Below are 20,475 nucleotides of genomic sequence, written 5' to 3'. Positions count from 1 at the left end.
GATGCCGCGGATGGACTCCTTTACCCAATGGTTCGAGCGGGTGCTTTTTCGCATCGGCGAGACCTCGATCACGGCCGGCACGCTGCTGCGCGTCGTGCTGTTCGCCGCCGCGCTGGTGTGGCTGTCGTCGTGGCTGCGCCAATGGCTGGCCAACCGCGCGCTGCGCCACTTCCAGAGCATGGACCTGGGCACCCGCGAAGCGGTCGCGTCGGTCATGCGTTACCTGGTGCTGGTGCTCGGCTTCGCGCTGATCCTGCAGAACGCCGGCATCCGGCTGACCGCGCTCGGCGTCGTCGCCGGCGCGGTGGGTGTCGGCGTCGGCTTCGGGTTGCAGAACATCATCAGCAACTTCATCAGCGGCATGATCATCATGCTCGAGCGGCCGATCAAGGTCGGCGATCCGATCGAGCTGGCCGGGGTCAGCGGCGTGGTGCGCGAGATCGGCGCGCGGCGCACGACCATCGTCACCCCGGACAACGTCGCGGTGCTGGTGCCGAACCAGCGCTTCATCACCGACAACGTCACCAACCTCGGCTACCTCGACCGGCCGGTGCGGCTGCGGCTCGCGGTCGAGCTGGCCGGCGACACCGATCTGGGCCGCCTGCGCGAACGGCTGGTCGCCGCGGCGCGTGAGCAGCCGCGCGTGCTCGACACGCCGGCGCCGGAGCTGCTGCTGACCTCCGTCGGCCCAAAGCCCACCGTCGAGCTGGCGGTGTGGCATGCGGCGCACGAGCCGTCGCGCCAGGACCTGAGCGCGGCGTTGAACGCGGCGATCGCGCGGGTGCTGCGCGAGCCGCCGGAGACCCGACCCGCGCCGGCACCGAAGCCGGCCGCCCGACCCGAGGAGATGCTGCGATGAAGCCGAAGACCCCCACCGAAGCGAATCCGCACGGCGCACCGTCGCCGAAGCCGCCGCCGCCGCGGATCGACCCGACCAGCGAGGCGCCCGACGAGCGCCCGCGCGACGACTACGAGCGCGACGATCCCGACGAGCGCGCGGGCCTGCGGCGGCCGCGCGGCGGCACGCCGAACGTGCCGCGGGGTTGACGCGTCAGCCGGGGACCGGCGTCTCCGCCGCGCGCTGCAAGCGCGCAAAGTACTCGGACTTGCCGGTCTTGAAGAGATTGAACCAGGCCTCGAGCGCCGCCGGCTCGTACAGCTCGAGCTGGCTGAAGATCTCGCGCGCGAATTCGACCGGCGCCATGCCGCCGGCAGTGATCAGGCCGCCCTCGCTGACCGCGGGCTCGTCGCGGTAGTGCGCCGCGCCGGCGTAGCCCGTGCCGTTCAGGTACGCCGGGGCATTGCTGGTATGGGCCCGCGCATCGAGCCAGCCGCGCCGCGCCAGGCCGGCGGTGGCGCCGCAGATCGCGGCGACCGGGATGCCGCGATCGAGGAACTCGCCGGCGCGATCGAGCGCCTCGGCGTGCCGCTCCGGGTCTTCCCAGCCGTCGCCGCCGGGCAGGATCAGCAGCGCGCTGTCGGCATCCTTCAGCTGCGACAGGGCCAGGTCCGGCAGCAGCGCCAGCCCGCCCATCGAGCGCACGATGCCGCTGCCGGTGGCCACCGTGCGCACTTCGAAGCGGCCGGGCTCGCGCTGGTATTGCGGTGACTGGATGCCGGCGGTGGCAAAGGCCGGCTCCCAGTCGGCGAAGCCGGGAAAGACGTAGAGGTGGACGAATTGCAGCATGGGGTGGCCCCGGGCGTGGATCGTGCGGCGCGGCGGCAAGTGCCGTTCCCAGGCCTGGCGCAAGGTTTGGGCACGCCCCTTGCCAGACGCCGAACCACCACTGCCATTCGCGGACCCTTTCATCATGGACAAGCAGTCCCCTCCGACCAGTTTCGGTGTTTTCAAACCGGTCGGGCATGTGTTGATCCAGTTCGCCAACCTGCGTGATCTCGAAGGTGCGGCCGAGGCGATCGAGCGCCTGGGCGTGCCGCTCGCCGACATCGTGATGTACACGCCGCGGCAGATGATCGAGCAGATCGACAAGGAGATGGCGGCCGCCAGCGGCTTCGCCGCGATCGGCCAGGAGATCAACCTGAGCAAGGCGCATCGCGCGGCGGCCGAGATGGGCCGCCATTGGCTGCTGGTCGCGGCGCCGGGGCAGGAGCAGGCGCAGCAGATCGCCGACACCGCGCACGCCTGGCGCGCCGAGCGGGGCCAGTACTACGGCCGCTTCATCATCGAGGAGCTGATCGAGCACCCCGACGACCTGCCGCAGGTGGCCGAGTCGCCCGACCGCGGCCTCGACTCGCAAAGCCCCTCGGGCACCGAGGAAGAGCGGATGGTCCGCCACGAGACGGCGCACGCGCGGCGCTAAAGCAACGTGGCAGACCTTCAGAACGTTGTTCCGGCGCACGGCGAATTCGGCGCCGCCGCAGATGCCGACCGCGCGCAGGCGCGGCTCCCGGATCTCGCGCAGGCGCGCCTCCCCGACCGCGCACACGCGCGCCTCGACCGCGGTGAACCGCTGCCGCGCATCACGCCGCGGCCGCTGCCGCCGAAGCTCGAAGACCTCGACGAGTTGCGCGAGGCGCGCCGGCGCCAGCACCCCGCCGTGCCGACGCAGCTGTCGCCGCAGCTGGCGCTGGCCAGCACGCGGCTGCCGGTCGGCGGCGACTGGCGCGCCGAGACCAAGTACGACGGCTACCGGCTGCTCGCCCACATCGACGAAAACGGCGCGGTGCGCCTGCTGACCCGCAGCGGTCAGGACTGGACCGCACGCCTGGGCAGGCTGGCGCAGACCGTCGGCGCGCTCGCACCGCACGGCAGCTGGCTCGACGGCGAGATCGTCGTGCCCGGCGACGGCGGCCACGCCGACTTCGATCGCCTGCAAGAGGCGATCGACTGCCTGCACGGGCGGCCCGGCGAACACAGCGACCCGATCGTCTACTGGCTGTTCGACGCGCCCTGGCTCGACGGCGCCGACCTGCGCGCGCTGCCGCTGCGTGAACGCCGCGCCCGCCTGCAAGGCCTGCTCGACGCATCCAGCGGCGACAGCCGCGTGCGCTTCAGCGCCGACCTCGGCAAGGACTTGCCGTCCGCCCTGCGCCGCGCCTGCGCCGAGGGCCTCGAAGGCGTGATCGCCAAGCGCCAGGACGCGCCTTACGTCGGCCGCCGCAGCGACAGCTGGCTGAAGCTGAAATGCCTGCTGCGCCAGGAGTTCGTGATCGGTGGCTTCACCGACCGCGCCGATTCGGCGCAGGCCATCGGCAGCCTGCTGCTCGGCCACTACGACGAGCACGGCCGGCTGCTGCAGGCCGGGCGGGTGGGCACCGGCTTCGACCTGACGACTGCCATCGAACTGCGCCGCAAGCTCGCCGCGATCCAGACCGGCCACTCGCCCTTCGACGGCGACGAGACGCGCCACCATCCGCGCGGCGGTGCCAGCGGCCGGCCGCACTGGGTGCGGCCGCGCCTGGTCGCCGAGGTCAGCTTCAGCGCATGGACGCCCGAAGGACTGGTGCGCCATGCGGTGTACCAGGGACTGCGGCGCGACAAGCCGCCGCGCCAGGTGCACCGCGAACCGCCGCTGCTCGCTGCGGGAGCCACGCTCGACGGCGCCGCCGCCACCGCAGTCGGCGCGCTCGGTCACCATGTGAACCCGCCACCGGCCGCACCGCCGGCCGGTCCGCCGCCTGCGGGCAGCGGCGACAACGGCGCGCCGGTGATCGCCGGCATCCCTATCACGCATCCGGAGCGGGTCATCGACGCGGCCAGCGGCGCCAGCAAGCTCGACCTGGTGCGCTACTACGAGGCCATCGCCGAGCACCTGCTGCCGCACCTGCGCGGCCGGCCGGTGGCGCTGCTGCGCGCACCGCAGGGCGTCGACGGCGAGCGCTTCTTCCAGCGCCACGCCGGCACGCTGCGCATACCGGGGCTGCGCGTGCTCGACCCCGTGCTGTGGCCCGGCCACGAGCCGCTGATGGAGATCACCAGCGCCGAGGCGCTGGTCGGCGCGGTGCAGATGAACGTCGTCGAGTTCCACGGCTGGAACGCCGCCAGCCGCCGCGTCGACCTGCCCAACCGCATGGTGCTGGACCTCGACCCCGGCGAAGGTGTTGCGTGGCCGCAGGTGCGCGACGCGGCGCTGGAGGTGCATTCGGCGCTCGACGGGCTGGGCCTGCGCTCGTGGCTGAAGACCAGCGGCGGCAAGGGGCTGCACATCGTCGTGCCGATCGCCGCGCGCTGGCCGGCCGATGTCGTGCGCGGCTTCTCTCGCCTGCTGGTGCGCCACCTGGCGCGGACCTTCCCGGAGCGCTTCGTCGCCACCAGCGGGCCGGCCAACCGCGTCGGCCGCATCTACGTCGACTACCTGCGCAACGGTCTTGCCGCGACGACGGCGGTGGCCTTCTCGGCGCGCGCGCGGCCCGGGCTCGGCGTCTCGATGCCGGTGTCATGGGAGCGGCTGGACACGCTGGAAAGCGGGGCGCACTGGACCCTCGCCGATGCCGCCGAGCACGTTCGCAGCTGGACGCGCGACCCGTGGGACGGCTTCTTCGCCAGCCGCCAGGGGCTCACCGCGGCGATGAAGCGGCTCGGCTTCGATGCCGCGGCAACGGCGGCGGAGGAAGCGGCGGCCTGAAGTCGCTCAGGCCCGTTTGCGGGCCGCCGGCGCGCGGCGCGGCGCCTTGGCGGCGGCCTTCTCGGCGACCTTGGCCTTCTTGGCGGGAGCGTCGGTCTTGGCCCGGGCCTCGGCCTTTGTCGCCCGCGCCGGCGCCTTGCGCTCGCCCAGGCTGCGCTTGAGCAGCTCGGCCAGGTCGATCACCGTGGCGCTGGTCTCGGGCGCCTCCTCGCGCGCCTCGATCACGTGCGTCTTGCCGGCCTGCTGGCGCTCCTTGACGAGCGCGTGGATCTCGGCCGCGAACTGGTCCTTGAATTCCTCGGCCTTCCAGCGGCCGGTCATGTCGTGCACCAGCTTGGCGGCCATCTCCAGCTCGGCGGGCTTCAACTTCGCGGCGCCGCGTCCTTCGGGCGGCAGCGACAGCTCGTCCCAGGGCCGGATCTCCTCGACCCAGCGCAGCGTGTTCAGCATCAGCGCCGGGCCGGTCGGGATCAGCGCCGCGAGGTGCTCCTTCGAATGCATCACCACGCGCGCGATGCCGATCACCTTCTCTTCGAGCATCGCCTCGCGCAGCAGCGCGTAGACCTTGTCGGCGCCGCGTCCCGAGGGCTCCAGGTAGTACGGCTTCTCCAGGTGCACGAAAGGCACCTCGTCGGCACGCACGAAGCGCTCGATGGCGATGGTCTGCATCGTCTTCGGATAGGCGGCGGCGATCTCGTCGTCGGACAGCAGCACGTAGTCGCCACTGCCTTCGACCTGCACGCCGCGCACGATGTCGTCTTTCTCGATCTCCTTGCCGGTGCGCTTGTTGATGCGCTTGTAGCCCACCGGGTCGAGGCTGCGCTTGTCGAGCCAGTCGAAGTCGATGCCCGATTCCGACGACGCCGGGTACAGCGCCACCGGCACATGCACGAGTCCGAAGCTGATCGCACCTTTCCAGATGGCGCGGGGCATGGCGGGCCTTTCGAAAGCATCCTGAGAAGGCGGGGCCGGCAATCCGCATGCCGCGCAACCCGGCATGCCGATTGCCGAATGCCCGGCAACACGGGTCACAGCCCGTGGCCAGGAGGCGACACGATGTTCAGTACGCACGCCCACGCATCCCACCGGCCGAGCCTGCTCGGGCTGGCCTTGTTCGGCGCCCTCGCGCTGATGTGGATGGACCTGAGAACCTGCCACCAGCGCCGGCTGCGCGAGAAGAGCCGCGCCAAGCCCGAGCCGCTGCAGACCTGGGAGGGCGAAGGCGGCGGCATTCCCGCCGTGCGCGGCACCCAGACGCCGACTCCCGGACCGGTGGTGAACACGTCCTGACACGTCCTGAGCGGACGCCCGGCGCGGCCTCCGCGCAAACCCTCCGCTCGGTGCTGCGGCCAAGGCCTAACATTCGGCCTCGTCTGCCGCACGTGTCCCGAGGGAGCCTGAGTGTCCGACCCCACCACCGTCGAACCCGCTGCCTCGCCGGTCGAAGCTGCGCCCGAAGCGCCCGCCCCGCCGCCGTCGACAGCCTTCCCGGTAGTCGGCATCGGCGCCTCGGCCGGTGGCTTGGCGGCCTTCGAGGCCTTTTTCGCCGGCATGCCGGACAGCGGCCAGACCGGCATGGCCTTCGTGATCGTCCAGCACCTGTCGCCGGACCACAAGAGCATCCTGGCCGACCTGATCCGCCGCTATACCCGGATGGACGTGGTCGAGGCCGCCAACGGCCTGAAGGTGCAGCCCGACTGCACCTACATCATTCCGCCGAACCACGACCTGACCTTCTCCGACGGCGCGCTGTGGCTGACCCAGCACCATGAGCCGCGCGGCTTGAGGCTGACGGTCGACCACTTCTTCCGCTCGCTGGCCACCGCGCAGCGCGAGCGCGCGATCTGCATCGTGATGTCCGGCACCGGCAGCGACGGCACGCTCGGCCTGCGCGCGGTGAAGGGCGAAGGCGGCCTGGTGATCGCGCAGGCGCCCGAGTCGACCGAATACGACGGCATGCCGCGCAGCGCGATCGCCACCGGCATGGTCGACTGCGTGCTGCCGCCGGCCGAGATGGCGCAGCAGCTGATCGCCTATGCGCGCCATGCCTTCGACCTCCAGCGCCGCGCCGTCGCGCCGCCGTCGCGCGAGGGGGTGCTGAAGAAGGTCTGCGTGCTGCTGCGCGCGAAGACCGGCCACGACTTCTCGCAGTACAAGGAAACCACGCTGATCCGGCGCATGGAGCGCCGCATGGCGCTGCACCAGATCGAGCAGCCCGAGGACTACCTGCACCATGCGCGCGAGAACCCACAGGAGGTCGAGGCGCTGTTCCGCGACCTGCTGATAGGCGTCACCAACTTCTTCCGCGACCCCGAGGCCTTCAAGCTGCTCGAGGAGAAGGTGATTCCGCGCATCGTGGCCGACAAGTCGGCGCACGACACGGTGCGCGTCTGGGTCTGCGCCTGCTCGACCGGCGAGGAGGCGTATTCGATCGCCATGCTGCTGTACGAGGCGATGATCGAGCTCAAGCGCTCGTTCAAGGTCCAGGTCTTCGCGACCGACATCGACACCCTCGCGATCGAGCAGGCGCGCGCCGGCGTGTTCCCGGCCAGCATCGCCGACGACATCACCCCGGACCGTCTGAACCAGTTCTTCACGCACGACCCGCAGCGCGGCACCTACCGCATCCAGAAGCACATCCGCGACCTGCTGGTGTTCTCGGCGCAGGACGTGATCAAGGACCCGCCGTTCTCGAAGCTCGACCTGATCAGCTGCCGCAATCTGCTGATCTACCTGAACGCCGAGGTGCAGAAGAAGCTGATCCCGCTGTTCCACTACGCGCTGGTGCCGGGCGGCGCGCTGTTTCTCGGCAGCTCGGAGACGGTGGGCGAGAGCGCGCGGCTGTTTTCCGTCGTCGACCGCAAGTGGAAGCTTTACCACCGGCTGGCCACCGAGTCCGGCGCGGCGCGGCCGGCCTTGGTCGACTTCGTGCCGCCGCTGTTCGACCACAACGACCGCCGCGTGGTCGCGCAGCCGACCGCCGACGCGGAGATCGGCAACCTGCGTCGCATCACCGAGCAGGCGCTGCTGTCGCACTACGCGCAGGCCTGTGTGCTGGTCAACAGCCGCGGCCAGATCCTGCACATCCGCGGCCGCACCGGCCAGTTCCTCGAGCCCGCCGCCGGCGATGCGGCGATGAACGTGCTGTCGATGGCCCGCGACGGCCTGCGCCGCGAGCTGACGATCGCGCTGCACAAGGTGGTCGCGCACAAGACCGCGGTCACCTACGACGGGCTGCGCGTGCAGGCCAACGGCCACCCCATCAACGCCAGGCTGGTCGTGCGGCCGGTCGACATCGGCGCCGGCAGCACGGCCTCGGTGGTCTACCTGGTGATCCTGGAGGAAACACCTGAGCAGGACCAGCGCGCGGCCGGCCCCGGCGAGACCGACCAGGACGACCGCGTCACCGCGCTGGAGCAGGAGCTGCGCGCGAAGGACGAGTACCTGCAGACCACGCTCGAGGAGATGGAAACCACCAACGAGGAGCTGAAGTCGACCAACGAGGAGATGCAATCGGTCAATGAGGAGCTGCAGTCGACCAACGAGGAGCTCGAGACCTCGAAGGAAGAGCTGCAGTCGGTCAACGAAGAGCTGTCGACCGTCAATGCCGAGCTGCAGGACAAGGTGGCCGACCTCTCGCGCGCCAACAGCGACATGAACAACCTGCTCGCCGGCACCGGCGTCGGCACGCTGTTCGTCGACCACCAGCTGCGCATCGCGCGCTTCACGCCGTCGACCACGCAGGTGATCAACCTGATCGCGTCGGACATCGGCCGGCCGCTCGAGCACGTCGTCAACAACCTGGTGCGCTACGACCACATGGTCGAGGACATCCGCCAGGTGCTCGACACGCTGGTGCCCAAGGAAGCCGAGATCCAGATCAAGGCCGGCATGTGGTATCTGATGCGCATCCGGCCCTACCGCACGATGGAGAACCTGATCGAGGGTGCGGTGGTCACGCTGATCGACATCAGCGAGCGCAAGAAGATCGACCAGGCGCTGCGCAAGAGCGAAGCGCGCCTGAATGTCTTCATCAACCAGGCCTTTGCCGGCGTCAGCGAGATGGATCTCGACGGCCGCTTCCTGTTCGTCAACGACCGCTTGTGCGAGGCGCTGGGCTACACGCGCGACGAACTGCTGCAGCGCCGGCTGCGCGACGTCACCGATCCCGAGGACCTGCCGGCGCTGCAGGCCCAGGTGGACAAACTGATCAAGGGCGGACCCGACTTCCAGCTCGACAAGCGCTGCGTGCGCAAGAACGGCAGCCGCGTGGCCACGCACGAGCGCATCAGCGCGATCCGCGACGGCGACGGCCAGCCGAGCTCGCTGCTCGCGCTGTCCTTCAATCTCCCGCACGGCAACGGGGCGCCCGCCTTGCCGCGCTAGTCCCGGAACACGACCAAGCGCCGCATGAACGAGCTGCCCGGCACCGCCTCCGAGTCGCTGCCCGCGGCGCTCGACGAGTTGCGCGTGCAAGCCGAGAGCCGCGTTGCCGAATTGCTGCGCCGGCGCATCACGAAGCTGGAGCCGGCGGACATCGCGCAGCTGGTGCATGAGCTCGGCGTGCACCAGATCGAGCTCGAGATGCAGAACGAGCAGCTGCGGCAGGCGCAGGTCGCGCTCGAAGCCTCGCGCGATCGTTACCTCGGTCTCTTCGAGCATGCGCCGGTCGCCTACCTGACGTTCGAGCTCGACGGCCGCATCGTCGAGGCCAACGGGCGCGCGGCGGCGCTGCTCGACCGCACGATCGAGCAGCTGTTGCGGCTGCACTTCGTCGAGCTGATCGAGCCGGTGGACCGGCCGGCCTACCACCGGGCCTATTCGACGCTGCTGCGCGGCGTCGGCGCGCAGCTGGCCGAGCTGAGGCTGCGCGTGGGCAACGGCGCGCTGCGCTTCGTCGACCTGCAGATCGCGCTGGTCGCCGACGACGGCACCGGCCAGTCGCAGTGCCGTGCCGCGCTGATCGACACCACCGAGCGCATGGCGATGCGCGAGCGCGGCGCGCGGCTGGCAGCGATCGTCGACTCGTCGGAGGACGCGATCATCGGCCGCGACCTGCAAGGCCGCGTCACGGCCTGGAACGAAGGCGCCGAGCGGCTGTTCGGCGTGCCGGCGCGCGAGATCATCGGCCGCACGATGGACGATCTGGTGCCGCCGGAGCGCCGCGGCGAAGAGCTGCGCCTGCTGCAGCGGCTGCGCACGGGCGAGCGGCTGTCGCATGTCGAATCCGAGCGCCGGCGCGAGGACGGGCACCGCCTGCCGGTGTCGATGAGCCTGTCGCCGATCCTCGACGACAACCGCCAGGTCATCGGTTCGTCGCTGATCGCGCGCGACATCACCGATCGCAAACGCGGCGAGCGCGCGCTGCACCAGCGGCTGCGCCAGCTCGACCTGCTGTCACAGGCCGGCCAGTCGCTGATCATGGGCGACCACCGCGCGCCGCAAACGCAGCACGAGCTGTTCGACCGCGTGCGGCTGGCGATCGGCAGCGAGATCTACCTGAACTACAGCCGCGGCGCGAACCCCGACAGGCTGGCGCTGGTCGGCTGCCACGGCCTGCCCCCCGAGCGCCGCGGGCCCTTGAACGAGGTTCCGGTCGACGGCAGCCTGTGCGGGCTGATCGTGCGCCAGCGCACGCCGCTGATCGTCGAGCAATTGCAGGACAGCCCGATGACGGAGGCCCACCACCTGCAGGCCGAAGGGGCGCAGTGCTTTGCTGGATTCCCGCTGCTGGCGGGCGGCGCGGTGATCGGCGTCGCGGCCTTCGTGTCGACGACGCGCCAGCGCTTGCGCGAGGGTGACCTGCAGGTCATCCAGACGGTGTGCGACCAGGTCTCGGCGATGCTCGAGCGCACGCGCCTGATCGACGAGCTGCACGCCAGCGAACAATCGCTGAAGGTCGCCGACCGCCGCAAGGACGATTTCATCGCCACGCTGGCGCACGAGCTGCGCAATCCGCTGGCGCCGATCCGCAATGCGGTGGGCGTGCTGCGCCAGCGCGCCGATGCACCCGACCAGGTGGCCTGGTGCCGCGACATCATCGAGCGCCAGGTGGTGCAGATGACGCACCTGCTCGAGGACCTGCTCGATGTCAGCCGCGTCACGCGCAACCGCATCGAGCTGCGGCGCCGCCGCATCCTGCTGCAGCAGGCGATCGAGCAGGCGGTGGAGACGACGCGGCCGCTGATCGAGCAGCACCACCAGACGCTGCAGCTCGAGGTGCCGAGCGAAGCGCTGCCGTTGTACGGCGACCTGACGCGGCTGACGCAGGTCTTCGCCAACCTGCTGAACAACGCCGCGAAGTACACCGACTCGAGCGGCGAGATCCGGCTCGCCGTCGCGCGCGAAGGCGACGAGGTGGCGATCCGGGTCAAGGACAACGGCATCGGCATCGATCCCTCGCAACTGCCGCAGGTCTTCGACATGTTCGCGCAGCTCGAGCCCTCGCTCGAGCGCTCGCACGGCGGCCTGGGCATCGGGCTGTCGCTGGCGCGCGGGCTGGTCGAGCTGCACGGCGGGCGCATCGAGGCGCGCAGTGAGGGCCGCGGCCGCGGCAGCGAGTTCATCGTCTGGCTGCCGATCGTGCACCACGCGGCCGACCGGCCCGCCGAGACCATGCCGGGCGGCCTGCCGGCGGCAGCGGCGCACGGACTGCGCATCCTGGTGATCGACGACAACGCCGATGCCGCGCGCACGCTGGCGATGGTGCTGGCGCTCAACGGCCACGAAGTGCGCAGCGCCTTCGATGGCTCGAGCGGCCTGGAGGCCGCTGAAGCATGGCGGCCGGATGTCGCGGTGATCGACATCGGCATGCCGGACCTGAACGGCTACGAGGTCTGCCGCCGCCTGCGCGCGCAACCCTGGGGCGAGCGCGTGCTGCTGATCGCCTGCACCGGCTGGGGCCAGGACGAAGACCGCCAGCGCGCGCGCGCCGCCGGCTTCGACGCTCACCTGGTCAAGCCAATCGAGGCCGAAGCGGTGCTGAAGCTGCTGCCCGGCTGACGGGGCGACAGCGGGCACGGGCCGGCCTCGGGCCCGGCGGGCGCGTCGTTTTCTTCAGAAGATCATGTCGGGAGCTGCCAGGGTGCCGTGCCGAAGCCGACGCGCAGCAGCGCGTGCAGCGGATCCGCATCACCCGGTCGCAGGATCAGCGACACGGGGCCCGCCTGCGCCACGTCGGGCATCGAGTGGCGCACGTGCGCGCGCAGCCCGTTGGGGCCGTCGATGCGCAGGTTCACCTGCAACAGCACCTGCGCATCGTCGCTGCTGTCGGACTGCAGCGTCAGCGTGGCAGTGGTCCAGTCCGGGTCGCCGATGATGCGCGGCAACAGGCCGGTGGGGCCGAAATACAGCGCGGCCAGGCCGCGCAGCGCGGTCACCACCGCCGAGCGCTTGCCGTCGTGCGTCAGCGGCAGCAGCCGGGTCTCGCTGTCGTGCTCACGCGGGCCGCGGCTGTGCGCCATCAGCTGCTGCTGCTCGCCCCAGAAACGCAGCTCGACCGAACGCTGCTCCGGCTCGCCGGCCTGGTACTGCACGATCAGGTCGGCACGCATCGCCGCCATCGACCGCGCGATCGACGGCGCCTTGGCGGGCGCGCGCACGATCGACGGCGGCGGCGCCTGGACCGGTGGCGCGTCCGCGGTCGGCCCGCGGGCGAGCAAGGAGCTGGCGACGACGGCCGGCTGGACGGTCGCGGTGGGGGTGGCAGACAGGCTCATGGGGCGGTTCCTTCCAGGATTGCGCAGGTGGCAAACGGCGTGCCCGGAACCTGCAAACAAGGGTGTCGCTCGGCACATCGATTGCCTCGCTGCACTGCAGCCATAACGAGGCCCCCATGACACCGCTGGTCGTCTTTTCCCACCTGCGCTGGTCGTTCGTACGCCAGCGCCCCCGGCACCTGATGACGCGCCTGGCAGCGCACTACGACATCCGGTTCATCGAAGAACCGCAGGCCGGCGACGGCATCGGCCGGCTGGCGGTGCGGCACGTGGCGCCGGGCGTCACCGTGCTGGCGCCGCAGCTGGCCGAGCCCGGCGGCTTCCTCGAAGCGCCCGACGCCGGCAAGCCGAAACTGCCGGCGCTGCTGGCCGCTGCGGCGCGCGAGCACGGGCTGCGCGATGCGCTGGTCTGGCTGACGACGCCGCTCGCGCTGCCGCTGGCCGAGGCGCTGGCGCCGCGCCTGGTGATCTACGACTGCATGGACGATCTGGCCGCCCTCGACGGTGCGCCGCCGGAGCTCGGGCGGCTCGAAGACCAGTTGCTGGCGCGGGCCGATCTGGTGTTCACCGGCGGGCCGGCGCTGTACGAGTCGCGCCGCCGCCGCCACGCGCACGTGCAATGCCTGCCCGACGCCGTCGACGCGTCGCATTTCTCGCCCGCGGGGCTCGACCCCGCCGACCCGCAGGCGGCTCAGGCCGACGAGCTGCAGCAGGCGCTGCCGCGGCCGCGGCTGGGCTTCTTCGGCGTCATCGACGAGCGGCTCGACCTCGGGCTGCTCGCCCACCTGGCCGACGCGCGGCCGGCCTGGCAGATCGTGATGGCCGGCCCGGTGATCGGCATCGACGCCGCCGCGCTGCCGCAGCGGCCGAACATCCACTGGCTCGGGCTGCAGCCCTATGGCCGCCTGCCCTACCTGATGGCCGGCTGGGACCTCTGCCTGATGCCCTATGCGCTGAATGACGCGACACGCCTGATCAGTCCGACCAAGACGCTCGAGTACCTGGCCGGCGAGAAGCCGGTGGTCAGCACGCCGCTGCCCGATGTCGTGCTGATGTACGGCAGCGTGGTGCGCACGGCGCACGGCTGCGCCGACTTCATTGCCGCCTGCGAAGCGACGCTCGCCGAAACCCGGCGCGAGCGCAGCCGCCGCGTGATGGAGATGCTGACGACCGTGTCGACCCACTCGTGGGACCGCACCGCGCTGATGGTGCACCAGCAGATCACGCAGGCGCTGGCGCAGCGGGAAGAAGAAGCCGCCGTGATGCAGGCCCCGCCCGTTGCGGTCTACCCTGCGGCCGCGCGATTGGGCGCGGCGCCGGGCTGATCAGAGTGGGAGTCCGGCCGGGCGATCCGGCCGGACGATTTCACGCCGGCTCGCGCTCGTTCAGGCCGGCTCGCGCTTGTTCAGGCCGGCTCGCGCTTGTGGCGGTGCTGCAGTGCGTCGTCCTCGAGCGACTCGAGGTCTTCCGGCACCACCGGCGTCGAGCCGTGCTCCAGCCGCTCGCCCGGATCGGGCGCCGGCGGCGGTTGCGGGCCCGGGTCCGGATCCGGACCCGGCCGGTGCGGCAGCTTGCTCATCTGTGGACTCCGTTACTCCCGGCGGTCGTGACGCGACGGTGCGCTGATGCGGCCGATCATCAGGCCGACCGCCAGTGCCGCGGCACAGCTGGCCAGCGGATGCTCGCGCACGCGCGTGCGCAAGGTCTCGGCCCATTCTTGCTCAAGCGAATTGAGCTTGTCCATGCTCGTGCGCAGCTTGTCGGCAGCCTGTTCGACCGAGCCGGCCGCGCGGTCGACCGCTTCGTGCGTCGCCTTGACCGCACGCTCGAGCGTGCGCTCGGTGGTGGCGTCGCCGGTGGCCGGGGTCGCGCCGCCTGGCGTGCCATCGGCGCCGATCGGCTTGGCCGAAGCCGTGCTCTGCAGGCCGCTCGGTGCAACGCCCGCGGCCGGCGTGATCGTCGGCGAACCGAGGGGCCCGGTGCTGCGGCTGACGCCCGTGTTGCTGCCGGTCGGGGTCGTGGTCGGGTTCGAGGTCTGGGTCGGGAATTCGTTGGCCATGGTGTCAGGCTCCCAAGTTCGTCTGTCGGAGGGGATCCATCGGAAGGGCAAACGGCGTGCCGTGCGCAGGCTCAGGCCGCGACGCCCAGCTGCTGGCGCACCGCGCGATCGACGACCGGCACCGCCAGCCCGGTGGCACAGCCGTGGCCGACCGGGCAGTGCGCGTGCTGGCACGGCCGGCACGCCGCCGGCTGCCACAGCACGACCTGGCGCCGCGCATCGGCCGGCGCCAGGCGTGCCGCGTCGGCGCCGCAGCTGACGATGACGCTCGGCGTGTCGAGCGCGGCGGCGATGTGCGAGACGCCGGTGTCGTTGCACACCAGCAGCGCCGCGCGCTGGATCAGCGCGCCCAGCGTCCACAGGTCGGTGCGGCCGGCCAGGTCGACGGCCGGCTGCTGCATCGCGTCGCGCACCGCGTCGGTCAGCCGCGTCTCGGCGGCCGAGCCGGCCAGCACGACGCGCCAGCCGCGCGCGGCAATGCGGTCGGCGAGCGCGGCGAACGAGGCGACCGGCCAGCGCCGCGTCGGCAGCCGCGCGCCCGGGTGCACGCAAACATAGGGCTGCGGCTCGTCGACCGCCGGCCAGCAGCGGCGCAGCGCATCACGGTCGGCCCCGCGCAGCGGAAAGTCCAGCGCCGTGCCGGCCCGCGGCAGGCCGAGGTGATCGGTCAGCGCGAGCAGCCGTTCGGCCTGGCTGCCCTGCTCGGGCCAGCGCACCCCCAGCGCCGGATCGAGCACCGCCTCGTCGGCCGCAGCGAAGCCGGCCAGCTGCATCGCGCCGCAGGCGGCGAGCAGCGGATTGACGCGGCCATCGCTGCCGTGCAGCTGCAGCAGCAGATCGAAGCGCTCGGCCTGCATCGCCTGCAGGAAGGCCGGCAGCGCGCCCAGCTCCGGCGGGCATTCGGGCAGGCCGGGCCAGCCGGGAAACTCGATGAAGCGGTCGACCGTCGGCCATCGCTCGGCCAGTGGCCGCGCCCACGGCAGGCCGATCAGCACCCGCTCTGCGCCCGGCCACGCGGCGGCGATGGCCCGCAGTGCGGGCGTCGCGCACAGCAGGTCGCCGAGCTTGCGCGCACGGAAGATGCCGATGCGGCGCGGCCGGCCGATGCCCGGTGGCGCCGGCCGCGGCGGCGTGGTGCTGAGGCTGGCCAACGTGTCCATCTTCGGGACCGTCGTTCGGCAATCGGTGTGCCGCGCTGCCAGACGCGCCGGAGGAGCCTCAGGAGCCTCTAGCGCCGCCGATCGGTCTGCGCACAGTAGTGGGCGATGCGCCGCAGCGCGTAGCGCGCCGCCTCGCGCCGCACCCGCGTGCGGTCGCCCTCGAAGCGCTTGGTTTCGGTGTACACGGCGTCGTCGATGTCGCCGAAGCGGAAGATCCAGGCGAAGCATTGCGTGCCCGCGGGAATGCGCGGATCGACCGGGTCCGCGACGCCGGTGTTGGCGATCGACAGGTTGACCTGCGCGATGCGCAGCGCGCCCAGCGCCATCTCGCGCGCGACCGCTTCGCTGGTCAGGTTGAAGCTGTCGATGGTGTGCTTGCGCACGCCGAGCACGCTCTGCTTGGCCTGCGGCGAATAGACCACGAAGGCGCTGTCGAGGATCTCGCCGGCCCCCGGCAGGTCGGCCAGCATCGCGGCGATCAGGCCGCCGGTGCAGGACTCGGCGGTGACCAGGCGCAGCGAACGGTCGCGCAGGAATCGCGCAACGCCGCGGGTCTCGTCGTCGGCTTCGGCTTCGGTGACATTGGCGCTCATCGCGGGCTCCTCGCGCCGCTCTCTGCAGGCGGCGTGCCTGCGCCGCACCTTTCGCTCGCTAGGTCGCGGCCGCGCGCGTGGGCACGCCCGTTGCCCTGTCGCTCACGTGCCGGCTTCCTGACCTCCCGACCACCATCGTCCGACGAATCGCACACCGACGCTGCACGACAGCCTAGCCCAGTCGACCTGCAGCCTCGCTGCTGTGCTTGCCATATTCGGAAGACCGATGGGATCCGTGCCGTGGGGCTCGCGAGGCCGGCACCCCACCCCTTTTGCACCGCTTCAGGCGGGCGCGGCGCGCCCGGTCGGCGCGCCCGAGTCGCGCTCGTGCAGGTACAGCAGCACCAGGATCGCGAGCATCGGCAAATTCTTCAGCAAGGGGCCGAAGGGATGCAGCAAGAACGCCGGCAGCCGCATCGCGATGATCAGCATGGTGCTGCCGATGAACGCCATCTGCGCGAGCCACAGCCGGGCGCGCCAGCGTGCACTGTTCGGCGGCCACAGCGTGGCCAGCCCGAAGGCGAGGTCGAGCCCGGCCGCGCCGAACAGCAGCAGCGGCTGCACGGCGGTGGCGATGCCGGTGTCGGCGAGCAGCGCGTAGCTCTCGTCGCGCGGGAACAGGCCCAAGGACAGCAGGCCGGTGACGATCCACACCATTGCCAGCGCCAGCCGCAGCAGCGGCAGCAGCCAACCCAGCCGCGCCTGCAGGCGCAGCGCGGCCAGCGGCTCGCCGATCAGGAAATCGCCGGCCTCGCGCGGCGGCTGGCCGAGCAGCCAGTGGATCGCGACCGCCGGGCCGACGCTGCCTTGCTGCAACATCGTCCACGCGCCGCGGTCGAGCAGCGCCTGGCCGCGCACCTCGCCCCAGCAGGCGGCCAGCGTCACCAGCCAGGCCGGCACGCGCAGCGCCAGCGTCGGCTTCAGGCCGAGCGCGCCGCGCAGCATCAGCAGGTAGCGGCGCAGGCTCAGCGGCCGCGGGCCGACCAGCGGCACGGTGCGGCCGGCGCCCGGCACCGCCGGCGCCTCGACCAGCGCGCACAGGGCCTCGACGACATCGTCGACGTGCACCGGCTGCACCGGCTGGCCGCCGCCGGCCGGCAGTGGCAGCAGCGGCATCGCCGCCAGCGTCAGCAAGCGTGCGGAGCTCGCGCCGTCGGCGCCGAAGACCAGCGACGGCTGCACGACGATGCCGTCCAGCGGCAAGGCCAGCAGGTAGGCGTCGGCCGTGTGCTTGCTGCGCTGGTAGGCGCTGCGCCGCCGCTCGACACCGAGCGCCGACAGCTGCACGACCCGCGGCACGCCGGCCTCGACACAGGCATCGAAGAGCGCGCATGGCGCCTGCTCGTGCAGCCGCTCGAAGCTCTGCGTGCCGTGCTCGCGGAACAGGCCGACGGTGTTGATCACGACATCGGCGTCGCGCACCAGCGGCAGCCAGTCGTCCTTGGCCAGCGCGCGGCTGAAATCGATCGGCAGGAAGCCGATCGTCAGCGGCGGCGCTCGCCGGCCGGCGCACCAGACCTCGTGGCCGCGCAATTGCAGCGCGGCCAGCAGCCGGCTGCCGATGAAACCGGTCGCGCCGGTCAACAGGATCCTCATGGGCGATGGCCGCAAGCGGCCCGCGGGTCATTCGAGTTCACGCATGCCCTCCCGCAGCGTCCAACCCCGCGTCAGGCAATCCACATGCCCGCCGCGTTTACACGGCCCAGGCCCGCCGAATGCTCCTGCGGCAGCGCAGCCGCACGTCCTTCAAGGGGGCTCCCATGATGCTGGTCGACATTCGCGAAACGCTGAACGGCCTGATCGGCTTGTGCAAGGACAGCGAGGCCACCTTCGCCTACGGCGCGCGGCGCTCGCGCAGCTTCGCGCTGCACGTGATGCTGCAGCGGCGGGCGCTCGACAGCCGCCGCGCGGCGATGCACCTGCAGCAGCAGATGACGCAGCACGGCGGCCTGCCACGCGAAGGCGGCACCGCCGCCGGCGATCTGCGGCTGAGCTGGGCGGCCGTGCGCTGCGCCTTGAGCGGCCAGCCGGACCTGGTGCTGATCGAGTCCTGCGAACGCATCGATACCTGCGCCGAGCTGCATTTCGACAGCCTGCTGCGCGCGACCCTGCCCGACAGCGTGCACACGCTGATCGAGGCCCAGTGCGAGACCATCCGCCACGATCGCGAACGGCTGCACGAGCTGCACGAACGGCTGCGCAGCACCGTCTGACGTCATGTCGGCCCCCAGCTCACTTCGTTCGCGGCCCCCGAGGGGCGCTCAGGCGGCTTGGGAGCGGCCCTGCGCCGCCGTCATGCCGGCCCCCAGCTCACTTCGTTCGCGGCCCCCAAGGGGCGCTCAGGCGGCTTGGGAGCGGCCCTGCGCCGCCTGACGCAGCGCAGGCGGGCGACGACCGCGCCTGGGCACGCCGACTGCCCATCCGAGGGCACCCGGAATGCGTTCCGGACCGTTCCACTTCAGCCTGCCAGGCGAAAGGAAGAGACCATGGACAACGACGACGTCATCGACGTTCTGAACGACTTGATCGAAACCAGCAAGGACGGCGAGTACGGCTTCCGCACGTCGGCCGAATACGCGCGCACCGATGCGCTGCGCACGCTCCTGCTCGCCCGTGCCGACGAATGCAAGCAGGCCATCGACGAGCTGCAGGTGCACGTCACCCGCTTCGGCGGCAAGCCGCAGCAAAGCGGCAGCATCGGCGGCGCGCTGCACCGCGGCTGGGTCGCGATGCGCACCAAGCTCACCGACTTCGACAACGAGGCGATCCTCGAGGAATGCGAGCGCGGCGAAGACCTGGCGGTCAACCGCTACCGCAAGGCGCTGCAGGAAGACCTGCCGGAAGACGTGCGCGCGCTGGTGCTGCGCCAGTCCGAAGGTGTCAAGCGCAACCACGACCAGATCAAGCGCCTGCGCGACGAAGCGCGGGCCGCCAGCTGACAGCGCTCCCCCCGGCGCGACGCGGGCAGGCGGCAGGCACGCGGCTTGCCCGCGTCGTTTCGTTTTGACACGTCGGGAACCTCGCCATGCATGACGGTGCCGATCACGACCCGTGCCCACGCATCCTGATCGTCGACGACGATCCCGATTCGGCGGTGGCACTGGCGGGGCTGTTCGAAATGAGCGGCGCCAGGACCGTGGTCGCCTTCGGCGCCGAGGTCGGCCTGCATCAGATGCAGGTGTTCAAACCGGCGGCGGCGGTGATCGACCTGCGCATGCCGGGCCTCGACGGCTGCGAGGCGCTGCTCGAAGCCCGCCGCCTCGAGCTGGTCCACCCGGCCACGCTGTTCGTCTGCTGCACCGCATCGACCGATCCGGCCGACGAAGCGCGCTGTCGCGTCGCCGGCTTCGACCTGTTCCTGCACAAGCCGATCCAGCAGGATGAGCTGGCCATGGTCGTCGCGTGGGCAGCGCAGCGCATGCTGGTGATCGACTTCATGGACCACCCGCCGCAGACCGGCTACGAGCTCGACGCGCGCATGCCGCTTTGAGCGGGCTCGCGCCGGATGGCCAGGTGAGCGCGCCGGCGCGCCACCATGCGCGTGAATTCCGCACCGAGCAGGAAGATCTGCGCCGAGTAGTAGACCCACAGCAGCAGCACGACCAGCGAGCCGGCGGCGCCGAAGCCCGAGGCGATGCCGCTGCGGCCGATGTACAGCCCAATCAGGGCCTTGCCGATCACGAACAGCACGGCGGTGAAGGCGGCGCCGATCCAGACGTCGCGCCAGCGCACCGGCACGCGCGGCATGATCTTGTAGATCAGCCCGAACATCAGCGTCACCAGCGCCAGCCCGACCACGAAGTTCAGCGCCTCGGCCACCAGCAGCCAGCCGCCGAGGTGGGCGCCCCAGAACTTGCCCAGCACGGCGACGGCGGCCGACAGCACCAGCGAAACGGTGAGCAGGAAGCCGACGCCCATCACCATGCCGAAGGACAGCAAACGCGAGCGCAGCAGCGCCAGGATGCCCTCGTGGCGCTGCACCGGCGCCCGCCAGATGCGGTCGAGCGCGCTCTGCAGCTCGACGAAGACGGTGGTCGCGCCGACCAGCAGCATCAGCGCTGCCACGACGGTCGCGGTGAGGCCCTCGACCGGCTTGGCAGCGCTCTTGACCAGCGCCTCGATCGCGCGTGCGCCCTCCTCGCCCATCAGTCCGCGCAGCTGCGCGACGATTTCGCCGCGCGCCGCATCGACGCCGAACACCAGGCCTGCGACCGCGATGGCGATCAGCAGCATCGGCGCGATCGAGAACACGGTGTAGTAGGCCAGCGCCGCGCCCATGCTCGGCACGTGGTCCTCGATCCAGGCGTTCACCGCCTCGCGCAGCAGGCCCCAGGCTTCGGAGGGTCGCATCGGGCGCCT

20 protein-coding genes are annotated in these 20,475 nt (G+C 71.4%); 11 read left to right on the top strand and 9 right to left on the bottom strand.

Annotated features, from left to right (window positions below):
* Window positions 1–10: 10 nt before the first annotated feature.
* Complete coding sequence (locus HLB44_RS14560; RefSeq protein WP_173123659.1) at window positions 11–859, top strand: mechanosensitive ion channel family protein; 849 nt, start codon at window positions 11–13, stop codon at window positions 857–859.
* Complete coding sequence (locus HLB44_RS14555) at window positions 856–1,047, top strand: hypothetical protein (protein WP_173123657.1); 192 nt, start codon at window positions 856–858, stop codon at window positions 1,045–1,047. The genes HLB44_RS14560 and HLB44_RS14555 overlap by 4 nt, the downstream gene beginning before the upstream one ends.
* A 4-nt stretch (window positions 1,048–1,051) precedes the next feature.
* Here HLB44_RS14555 and HLB44_RS14550 read toward each other — a convergent pair whose 3' ends face one another.
* Window positions 1,052–1,687, bottom strand: coding sequence for a type 1 glutamine amidotransferase family protein (locus HLB44_RS14550; RefSeq protein ID WP_173123655.1), 636 nt, complete (start codon window positions 1,685–1,687; stop codon window positions 1,052–1,054).
* A gap of 178 nt (window positions 1,688–1,865) precedes the next feature.
* Between HLB44_RS14550 and HLB44_RS14545 the strand changes: the two genes are divergently transcribed.
* Together HLB44_RS14545 and ligD are read left to right on the top strand one after the other, a co-directional pair.
* Window positions 1,866–2,321, top strand: a complete 456-nt coding sequence (locus tag HLB44_RS14545; protein ID WP_343051327.1) for a hypothetical protein — start codon at window positions 1,866–1,868, stop codon at window positions 2,319–2,321.
* A 6-nt stretch (window positions 2,322–2,327) separates the two neighbouring features.
* Window positions 2,328–4,586, top strand: a complete 2,259-nt coding sequence (gene ligD, locus HLB44_RS14540; protein ID WP_173123651.1) for a DNA ligase D — start codon at window positions 2,328–2,330, stop codon at window positions 4,584–4,586.
* Between the two features lie 6 nt (window positions 4,587–4,592).
* Here the strand turns inward: ligD and ku are convergent, their stop codons facing one another.
* Window positions 4,593–5,519: a non-homologous end joining protein Ku gene (gene ku / locus HLB44_RS14535; RefSeq protein WP_173123649.1), complete on the bottom strand. Its 927-nt coding sequence runs from the start codon at window positions 5,517–5,519 to the stop codon at window positions 4,593–4,595.
* Between the two features lie 123 nt (window positions 5,520–5,642).
* Here ku and HLB44_RS14530 point away from each other — a divergent pair, with 123 nt between their 5' ends.
* From HLB44_RS14530 to HLB44_RS14520, 3 genes are all read left to right on the top strand, one after another.
* Window positions 5,643–5,876 carry a hypothetical protein gene (locus HLB44_RS14530; protein ID WP_173123647.1) on the top strand — a complete coding sequence of 78 codons (234 nt, stop codon included), beginning with the start codon at window positions 5,643–5,645 and terminating at the stop codon, window positions 5,874–5,876.
* Between the two features lie 111 nt (window positions 5,877–5,987).
* Window positions 5,988–8,972: a chemotaxis protein CheB gene (locus HLB44_RS14525; RefSeq protein WP_217283659.1), complete on the top strand. Its 2,985-nt coding sequence runs from the start codon at window positions 5,988–5,990 to the stop codon at window positions 8,970–8,972.
* A 24-nt stretch (window positions 8,973–8,996) separates the two neighbouring features.
* Window positions 8,997–11,588, top strand: coding sequence for a PAS domain-containing hybrid sensor histidine kinase/response regulator (locus HLB44_RS14520; protein WP_173123645.1), 2,592 nt, complete (start codon window positions 8,997–8,999; stop codon window positions 11,586–11,588).
* Window positions 11,589–11,650: 62 nt separating this feature from the next.
* Here the strand turns inward: HLB44_RS14520 and HLB44_RS14515 are convergent, their stop codons facing one another.
* Window positions 11,651–12,304 carry a hypothetical protein gene (locus HLB44_RS14515; RefSeq protein ID WP_173123643.1) on the bottom strand — a complete coding sequence of 218 codons (654 nt, stop codon included), beginning with the start codon at window positions 12,302–12,304 and terminating at the stop codon, window positions 11,651–11,653.
* Between the two features lie 116 nt (window positions 12,305–12,420).
* Between HLB44_RS14515 and HLB44_RS14510 the strand changes: the two genes are divergently transcribed.
* Window positions 12,421–13,629, top strand: a complete 1,209-nt coding sequence (locus HLB44_RS14510; protein WP_173123641.1) for a glycosyltransferase family protein — start codon at window positions 12,421–12,423, stop codon at window positions 13,627–13,629.
* A gap of 80 nt (window positions 13,630–13,709) precedes the next feature.
* On the opposite strand, the gene HLB44_RS14505 is transcribed toward HLB44_RS14510, so the two are convergent.
* The 5 genes from HLB44_RS14505 to HLB44_RS14485 form a co-directional block, all read right to left on the bottom strand.
* Complete coding sequence (locus HLB44_RS14505; protein ID WP_173123639.1) at window positions 13,710–13,883, bottom strand: hypothetical protein; 174 nt, start codon at window positions 13,881–13,883, stop codon at window positions 13,710–13,712.
* A gap of 12 nt (window positions 13,884–13,895) precedes the next feature.
* Entirely contained in the window at window positions 13,896–14,363 is a 468-nt protein-coding gene (locus HLB44_RS14500) for a hypothetical protein (RefSeq protein ID WP_173123637.1), read from the bottom strand.
* Window positions 14,364–14,434: 71 nt separating this feature from the next.
* Window positions 14,435–15,523 (bottom strand): glycosyltransferase family 9 protein, encoded by a 1,089-nt coding sequence (locus HLB44_RS14495; RefSeq protein ID WP_173123635.1) that lies wholly within the window; start codon window positions 15,521–15,523, stop codon window positions 14,435–14,437.
* A 68-nt stretch (window positions 15,524–15,591) separates the two neighbouring features.
* Complete coding sequence (locus tag HLB44_RS14490) at window positions 15,592–16,116, bottom strand: CinA family protein (protein WP_173123633.1); 525 nt, start codon at window positions 16,114–16,116, stop codon at window positions 15,592–15,594.
* Between the two features lie 282 nt (window positions 16,117–16,398).
* Window positions 16,399–17,712, bottom strand: a complete 1,314-nt coding sequence (locus tag HLB44_RS14485; RefSeq protein ID WP_173123631.1) for an SDR family oxidoreductase — start codon at window positions 17,710–17,712, stop codon at window positions 16,399–16,401.
* 167 nt (window positions 17,713–17,879) lie between these two features.
* Here HLB44_RS14485 and HLB44_RS14480 point away from each other — a divergent pair, with 167 nt between their 5' ends.
* The 3 genes from HLB44_RS14480 to HLB44_RS14470 all read left to right on the top strand — a co-directional run bounded on the left by HLB44_RS14480 (window position 17,880) and on the right by HLB44_RS14470 (window position 19,606).
* Complete coding sequence (locus tag HLB44_RS14480; RefSeq protein WP_173123629.1) at window positions 17,880–18,329, top strand: PA2169 family four-helix-bundle protein; 450 nt, start codon at window positions 17,880–17,882, stop codon at window positions 18,327–18,329.
* Between the two features lie 273 nt (window positions 18,330–18,602).
* Window positions 18,603–19,055 carry a PA2169 family four-helix-bundle protein gene (locus HLB44_RS14475; RefSeq protein ID WP_173123627.1) on the top strand — a complete coding sequence of 151 codons (453 nt, stop codon included), beginning with the start codon at window positions 18,603–18,605 and terminating at the stop codon, window positions 19,053–19,055.
* A gap of 86 nt (window positions 19,056–19,141) precedes the next feature.
* Window positions 19,142–19,606: a response regulator gene (locus HLB44_RS14470; RefSeq protein WP_173123625.1), complete on the top strand. Its 465-nt coding sequence runs from the start codon at window positions 19,142–19,144 to the stop codon at window positions 19,604–19,606.
* Here HLB44_RS14470 and HLB44_RS14465 read toward each other — a convergent pair.
* Complete coding sequence (locus HLB44_RS14465; RefSeq protein ID WP_173123623.1) at window positions 19,576–20,466, bottom strand: YihY/virulence factor BrkB family protein; 891 nt, start codon at window positions 20,464–20,466, stop codon at window positions 19,576–19,578. The genes HLB44_RS14470 and HLB44_RS14465 overlap by 31 nt on opposite strands.
* Between the last annotated feature and the right edge of the window lie 9 nt (window positions 20,467–20,475).

This window comes from Pseudaquabacterium terrae (assembly GCF_013266755.1).
Lineage (GTDB): Bacteria > Pseudomonadota > Gammaproteobacteria > Burkholderiales > Burkholderiaceae_C > Pseudaquabacterium > Pseudaquabacterium terrae.
The sequence above is the reverse complement of the archived record's forward strand: the minus strand, read 5'-3'. Positions and strand labels throughout refer to the sequence as shown.

Bases quoted from the DNA above. Each gene is read 5' to 3' on its own strand.
- HLB44_RS14560 (WP_173123659.1), top strand. From the start codon at position 11: ATGGACTCCTTTACCCAATGGTTCGAGCGGGTGCTTTTTCGCATCGGC.
- HLB44_RS14555 (WP_173123657.1), top strand. From the start codon at position 856: ATGAAGCCGAAGACCCCCACCGAAGCGAATCCGCACGGCGCACCGTCG.
- HLB44_RS14550 (WP_173123655.1), bottom strand. From the start codon at position 1,687: ATGCTGCAATTCGTCCACCTCTACGTCTTTCCCGGCTTCGCCGACTGG.
- ku (WP_173123649.1), bottom strand. From the start codon at position 5,519: ATGCCCCGCGCCATCTGGAAAGGTGCGATCAGCTTCGGACTCGTGCAT.
- HLB44_RS14530 (WP_173123647.1), top strand. From the start codon at position 5,643: ATGTTCAGTACGCACGCCCACGCATCCCACCGGCCGAGCCTGCTCGGG.
- HLB44_RS14520 (WP_173123645.1), top strand. From the start codon at position 8,997: ATGAACGAGCTGCCCGGCACCGCCTCCGAGTCGCTGCCCGCGGCGCTC.
- HLB44_RS14515 (WP_173123643.1), bottom strand. From the start codon at position 12,304: ATGAGCCTGTCTGCCACCCCCACCGCGACCGTCCAGCCGGCCGTCGTC.
- HLB44_RS14510 (WP_173123641.1), top strand. From the start codon at position 12,421: ATGACACCGCTGGTCGTCTTTTCCCACCTGCGCTGGTCGTTCGTACGC.
- HLB44_RS14505 (WP_173123639.1), bottom strand. From the start codon at position 13,883: ATGAGCAAGCTGCCGCACCGGCCGGGTCCGGATCCGGACCCGGGCCCG.
- HLB44_RS14500 (WP_173123637.1), bottom strand. From the start codon at position 14,363: ATGGCCAACGAATTCCCGACCCAGACCTCGAACCCGACCACGACCCCG.
- HLB44_RS14495 (WP_173123635.1), bottom strand. From the start codon at position 15,523: ATGGACACGTTGGCCAGCCTCAGCACCACGCCGCCGCGGCCGGCGCCA.
- HLB44_RS14490 (WP_173123633.1), bottom strand. From the start codon at position 16,116: ATGAGCGCCAATGTCACCGAAGCCGAAGCCGACGACGAGACCCGCGGC.
- HLB44_RS14485 (WP_173123631.1), bottom strand. From the start codon at position 17,712: ATGAGGATCCTGTTGACCGGCGCGACCGGTTTCATCGGCAGCCGGCTG.
- HLB44_RS14480 (WP_173123629.1), top strand. From the start codon at position 17,880: ATGCTGGTCGACATTCGCGAAACGCTGAACGGCCTGATCGGCTTGTGC.
- HLB44_RS14475 (WP_173123627.1), top strand. From the start codon at position 18,603: ATGGACAACGACGACGTCATCGACGTTCTGAACGACTTGATCGAAACC.
- HLB44_RS14470 (WP_173123625.1), top strand. From the start codon at position 19,142: ATGCATGACGGTGCCGATCACGACCCGTGCCCACGCATCCTGATCGTC.
- HLB44_RS14465 (WP_173123623.1), bottom strand. From the start codon at position 20,466: ATGCGACCCTCCGAAGCCTGGGGCCTGCTGCGCGAGGCGGTGAACGCC.